Origin of the sequence: Kitasatospora sp. NPDC091257 (assembly GCF_044757675.1) — a bacterium.
GTDB classification, from domain to species: Bacteria; Actinomycetota; Actinomycetes; order Streptomycetales; family Streptomycetaceae; genus Kitasatospora; species Kitasatospora lactacystinica.
On record NZ_JBIVVI010000487.1, the window covers coordinates 1 to 6,289 of the forward strand.

Annotated in this window: 1 protein-coding gene; it reads right to left on the reverse strand. The window is 72.4% G+C overall.

Features of this window, described 5'->3' with window-relative positions:
- Positions 1–59 precede the first annotated feature (59 nt).
- The gene (locus ACIQOV_RS22265; protein WP_401050967.1) at positions 60–6,263 is read right to left on the reverse strand and encodes a DNRLRE domain-containing protein; all 6,204 of its coding nucleotides are present in this window, start codon (positions 6,261–6,263) and stop codon (positions 60–62) included.
- Between the last annotated feature and the right edge of the window lie 26 nt (positions 6,264–6,289).

Consider the following 6,289-nt stretch of genomic DNA (forward strand, 5'->3'; position numbering starts at 1 on the left):
CCCGGGCCCGGCCTTACCTGTCCTGCATCAGTTGGTCGTCGGAGAGGCCTCCTCCCGGCTCAGTACCGCGGGTTCACGCGGTAGATCGGACGGTCCGGCACCCACCAGTGGCTGGAGCGCCAGATCCCGAAGGTGAAGATCACACCGTGGCTGCCGCGCTTGTTGGCCGCCTTGATGAACTGCTTGCCGATCTTCTTCATCAGGTAGGACAGCGCCCACAGGACGTAGCCGGCGGCCCGGGCGACGATGTGCGGGAGCCTGCGCAGGATCTTCGAGATGCCCTGGGCGATCTTGCCGGAGACGTACAGCAGGGCACCGATCGTGTTGCCCTCGGCCCGGCTGAAGTAGGCCGTCCACTTCTTCTTCCAGTTCAGACCGGTCAGGTCGTCCATGGTGATCGGGTCGACCGGGTAGCCGTAGGCGTTCGGCGAGCCCTCCAGGACCGGGTCGGTCTGCAGGAAGCGGCCGGTGGTCGAGTCGTACAGGCGCACGCCCATCAGGGTGAGGCCGGAGAGGCCGTCGGCCTCGCGCTGCGCCCCGCCGAGCCAGCCGTACGCGGTCGAGCCGGTGGAGTCGACGGTGTTGCCGTACTCGTCGTAGTGGTAGACCGCGAGGTCCTCCAGGCCGTCCGGGGACATCTGGACGGACACGTCGCCGTGCAGGTTGGTCAGCAGCAGGATCGCGCCGCCGTCGGTGCCGGTGGCGGCCGTGAGCTGGCCGGTCAGGTCCAGGACGTCGCGGGTCAGCTTGCCGGCCGCGTCCTTGGACCAGGAGGCGCTGTCGTTGCCGCCGTCGAAGTGCTTGGTCTCCTGCTCGGTGACGGTCCAGGTGCCGTCGGTGCCCTTGGTCTCCGTGGTGCCGACCGCGAGGCGGCCGGAGGCGTCCAGGTCCCAGGTCCTGCGGGTGTCGCCGAGGGTCTCGGTGCGGACCAGGTCGTTGGTGTAGTAGCCGACCTGGGTGCCCTTCGGCAGGGCGGTGGTGCGGCCGAAGGCGTCGTACACGTAGCCGGTGTCGGTGAGGCGGTCGGCGGTGTCGTAGCCGTGGTTCTCGGCCTGGGTGACGGCGTCGGCGGTGGCCGGGTCGCAGTCGTCGGTGACGCTGGTGCGGTTGGTCCGGTTGCTGCTCCTGTCGAACGCGTAGGTCCGGGTGGAGCAGGCCAGGCCGGTGCTGTCAGCGGCCTTGGTGAGGCGGCCGGTGGCGTCGTAGGTGTAGCCGCTGGTGGTGCTGTTGCCGTCGCTCTGGGTGCGGCCGGCCTGCTGTCCGTGGACGGTGTAGTCGGCGGTGTCGGCCAGCAGGACGGTGCCCGCCTGGTTGGTGTAGGTCTTGCCGGTCTGGATGCCCCGGCTGTCGTAGCTGCTGGTCAGGGTGTTGCCGCCGGGCAGGGTCTGCGAGACCAGCCGGCCCTCGACGTCGTAGCCGGCGGTGAAGGTACCGGCCACCGAGTCGGTGAGCGAGGTGGGCAGGCCGCGCGGGTCCTTGGCGGTGTCGTAGCCGTAGGTCACGGTGGACGGCACCGAGTCGGACTTCTTCACCGGGCGGTCGAGCCGGTCGTACTCGGTGGTGGTGACGTTGCCGGCGCCGTCGTCGTAGGAGACCTGGCGGCCGAGCCTGTCGTAGCCCTGGGTGATGGTGGCCTTGCCGTTGTTGAGGGAGGCCAGCTCGCCGTTGGCGGGGTCGTAGCCGAGCACGGTGTCGGCGACCGCGGTGCCGGTGCCGCCGCTGACCGAGATCTTCACCGGGCGGCCGGCCGCGTCGTAGCTGCGGGTGGTGGTGCGGGTGACGCCGTTGGCGGTCTCGGTCTGGACCGTGACGTTGCCCCAGCGGTCGTACTGGAAGGTCTTCGTCGGCAGCTGCGGCGGGTTGCCGCCGCCGCCGGCGATCTGGGCGGCCGGGGCGATCGAGCAGACCAGGTCGGCCCACTCGGGGTGGCCGGCGCAGGCGCCGGTCCCGGTGCCGGTCCAGTAGGTGGTGACGGTGGTGGCCGCGTCGGAGCCGGTGGAGTTCGGGCGGCTCTGCGAGGTCACCCGGCCGCTGGCGTCGTAGCCGGTGGCGGTGGTGATCTTCAGGCCGGCCGGGTCCTGGACGGACGTGACGGGCAGGCCCTGGGCCCAGTCGTAGCCGGTGGCGGTGGTGCGGGTGTCGGCGTCGGCGGCGTAGCCGTCGATCCGGGCGCCGACCGTCACCGAGGTGGCCATGTCGCTGACCGCGGCGCCCGCCGGGCGGCCCTCGTCGTAGCCGCTGACGGTGTGGGCGCGGGCCGCGACCTCGGCGCCGGCGGCGAGCGCCGGGGAGGTGCCGGAGGCGGCCACGTCGTGCTCCAGGGTGACCAGCTGCAGCGGGTCGTACTGCTCCAGCAGGCGCTTGCCGTCGGCCGAGTGGAGCGAGGTGGAGGAGAGCACCTGGGCGCGGTCGGCCGTCGAGCGGCCGGCGATGCCGAGGGCGCGCAGCTTGTTGAGGTCGTTGCCGGTGGTGGCCAGGGCGAGGATGCGGTTCTCCGCGGAGAGGGTCCGCACCGGGCTGCCGTAGGCGTTGTACTCGGTGGTGGTGATGCCGCCGCCGGGGGTGGCGGTGTTGACCTCGCGGCCGGAGGCGTTGGTGTACGTCACCGAGGCGCGGTTGTAGCCGGCGGTGCCGAGCGCCTTGCCGTCGTGGGTGGCCGGGACGGCGTCGGGCGGCAGCACGGCGGTGGCGTCGGTCGGGGCGTCGGTCTGGCCCCAGGCGGCGACGTCGGACGGCGCCAGCGGGTACGGCGCGTTGGCGCCGCTCAGCGGGACGTCGTAGACCACCGAGGTGGTGGCGGTGCCGTCGGTGACGTCCTTGCTGCCCTGCTTGAGGGTGGGACGGGAGGCGGCGAGCAGCATGCCGTCGCCGGCGGTGGCGGCGTTGCCGGCCTTGCCGTACTCCAGGGTCCACGGCAGCTCGCCGGGGTCGGTCACGGTGGTGACCCGACCGGCCGCGTCGTAGCCGTACGCGGTCTTCAGCGCCGGGCCGGTCCGCGGGTCCCACACCTCGCGCAGCCGGCCCTGGTCGTCGTACGCGTACTGCGAGACGACGACGGGGGTGGCGGTGGCGGCGCCGGGGTCGGTGGACCACAGGCGGATCTGCTTCACCTGGCCGGCCGTGTCGCCCGGGGCGGACGCGGTGGCGGTGGTGGTGTCGGCGTAGACGTACTCCAGCACCCGGCAGCCGGCCGTGGACGGCACGGCGGCGCAGTTGGCGGAGGCGGTCGCCGAGGAGGGCGCGACGACGTACTTCGGGCGGGCCAGGGTCTTTCCGCCGGAGACGACCTTCTCCGAGACCACCGAGGTGGTGGAGTTGTCGCTGGGCAGCGAGGAGCCGGAGGCCTGCCAGGTGGTGGCGGCCGGGTCGACCTTGGCGAAGGTGACCGTGATGCCCTCGGTGTCCTTCAGGGTGAAGGCAGTGGTGAACGCGCCGGTCAGGGTGAGGTTCTCGGCCCCGGGCTCGGGCTTCCAGCCGCCGGCGCCGGTGGCGGTGAAGCCGACCTCGGAGCCGTCCGCGGAGACCACCGAGAGGGAGGTCGCCGAGGTCTTGCGGACGTAGGAGTAGTCGGCGTCGGTGATCTCGGCGGTGGTGCCGGAGCTCCACTGCGGGCCGAAGATCGCCGCCTGGCCCTCCTGGGCCGAGCCGTTGGCGGGCCGGCGGGAGGAGAAGGAGCGCTCGGCGTGCAGGCCGAAGGCCTCGGCGTCGGTCTCGGACAGGGTGAGGTCACCGGTGAGGGTGTTCACCGATCCCGGGCCGACCTTGGTCTCCGGCGCGGTGCCCGCGTTGCGGTCCACCGTGACGGTGTTCGGCTCGGTGGCGTCGGTGGCGGTGCCGTCGGTGAACACCGCGCGGACGTCGACCGGGCCGTTCTCGGCCAGGGTGTCGGTGATGTTCCAGGTCAGCGCGGCCGCCTTGCCGCCGGGGGCGGGATGCGGCCAGGCGGTCACCGGCTGGCCGGCGGTGGTGGTGACGTTGGCGACCGGAACGTCCTTCCAGGCGTCCGTCTCGCCGCGGCGGTACTGGTAGCGCACCCCGGTGTAGGTGCTGTTGCCCTCGGCCTGCAGCGAGGTGCGGCGGGCCGGGCGCTCGCCCGCGCCGGGCGCGACCAGGGCGGAGCCCTTGCCGGCGTAGAAGGCGTAGGTCCTGTCGGCGGAGACGTTGCCCGCGGCGTCCCGGCTGTGCGCGGTGACGGTGTGGGCGCCCGCCTTGAAGGTGAGCTTGGCGTTGACCGGCGTGCCGGTGGTGGCCGCGGTGACCCAGGCCCCGCCGTCCAGCTTGTACTGGACGTCCTTCACGTCGCTGCTCGGCGGGGTGAAGGTGAAGGTGCCGCTGTAGTCGCCGTTGGCGTCCGGGGTGCCCGCCCACTGGCCGGCCGGGAAGTCGCCGGAGGAGACGGTGGTCGCGCCGGGCGCGGTGGTGTCCACGGTGAGGGTGCGGAAGGCGGACCAGGCGCTGTTGGCGGTGCCGTCCCAGGAGCGGGAGCGCCACTTGTAGGCGCCGGCCGGCAGCGCGGTGCCCGGGGTCCAGGTGAACGTGGCGCCCGAGGCCGCCATGGCGGTGCGGCCGGACTGCAGCGCGGCCGTGCCGTTGGACGCCCAGAGCTCGAAGTCGAGGGCTATGTTGCCGCCGTCGGGGTCGGTCGCCTTGGCGGACAGCGTCGGCGTGGAGTCGCCGGTGAGCGCGGCGTCGGCCGGGGAGATCAGGGTGGAGACGGCCGGCGGGGTGTTGTAGGTCACCGACAGGTACGGCGTGTTGGACGTTGCGTTGCCGGAGTTGAACTTCTTCCAGCCGTACGGGTCGCTCTCGTCGGTGGCCCGGATGCCCAGGGTGTTGTTGGTGTTCCCGTTGGCGGCCCAGGCCTTGACCAGCGAGGTGATGTCCTGGTTCACCCAGCCGTCGTTGCAGGAGCTGGAGTAGCCCTTGGTCGCGGTGGAGGTCGCCCACTTCTTGTTCCAGCCGGGCTGGGCGGTCCAGCGGGTGGCCGTGGTGGCCGTGCCGGTGTCCCAGACCTCCCAGCTCTTCGCGGTGCAGGACCAGCTGTGGAAGTTCCACAGGTTGAGCTTGCCGCCGGTGATCTGCTTCCCGCTGATCTTCGCCATCGGGAACTGCAGGAACGACCGCGCGACCTGGCCGGAGCCGTTGTTGCCCAGCTTCAGCTCGGTCTGCGAGGAGACGTCGGTGGCGTAGCCCTGCTGCACGAAGGTGTCGAAGCCGACGCCGATGTTGACCGCGGGGTCGATGGTGACCGGGTACGTGGTCTTCGGGTCGGTCAGGAAGGCGGCGTCCGGGGTCAGCGTCAGGTCGATCGCGTTCCCGTTCTGGGTGACCTTCAGCGCGACCGGCGCGGTGCGGGTGTGGTCGCCGCTGCGCTCGTCGACCTGCGCGTCCCACATCACCGGGGCGGGCAGTTGGCCCTTCTCCTCGCCGGTCTTCGGGTCGAGGAACGACACCGAGTCGTCCGGGTTCTGCCGGGCCCGCAGGCCGGCCGCGTCCAGGGTGAGCGTCACGCTGCCGTTGGCGGCCACCGCCGAGCGGTCCTTGAGCTCCAGGAACTGCTCGAAGCCGGTCCGGGTGGACTCGACGACCAGGTCGGTGGCGGTGAGCGCGTTCGCGTACCGGGCCCTGGCGCCGTCCACCGAGGGTTCGGGCAGGGCGCCGCGCCAGGACAGCGACATGGCGGTGCCGTTGCCGTTGTCCAGCGAGACCAGCGGGGTGGTCGGGGCCTTCGGGTCCCCGGCCGGGGCGCCGGCCGCCTTGAACGCCGACGCGGCGGCGGGCGGGGTGGCGCCGGCCAGCGAGAGGTCGAGCGGGTGGCCCTTGGCCTTGAGGCTGCCGTCCGGCTGCCGGGCGAGGTCGGTGTCGATCGGCTGGAGCCTGCCGGACCTGTCCTTGTAGCGGACCGGCCCGGACGCGAGGTCCAGGGTGGTGGTGCCGTCCGGGTTGATCCAGGTGGTGGTCGACTCGGTGCGCTCGTCCACGACCTCGATCCGGCGGTTCTCCAGCCGGGCCTTGAGGTGGGCGGTGGCGATGTCCTTGGCCTCGGCCGGGCCCAGGGCCTTGGCGGGCTTCGGGGCCTGCTCCGTGGTGACGGCCACGGCCTGACCGGTCGTCATGATGACGGCGGCGGCCTCGACGGAGAGCACCACGGCCAGCGCGACGGCGGTGTTGCGCAGCACGCCGTTGCGACGGCGCTGCGTGGAGGGGGGCGGCGAGCCGGCTTCGGACCGGTGCCGTGATGATCCGCCCGGGGGGCGTGACATGGAACTCCTCGATTGTTCTCTGCGGG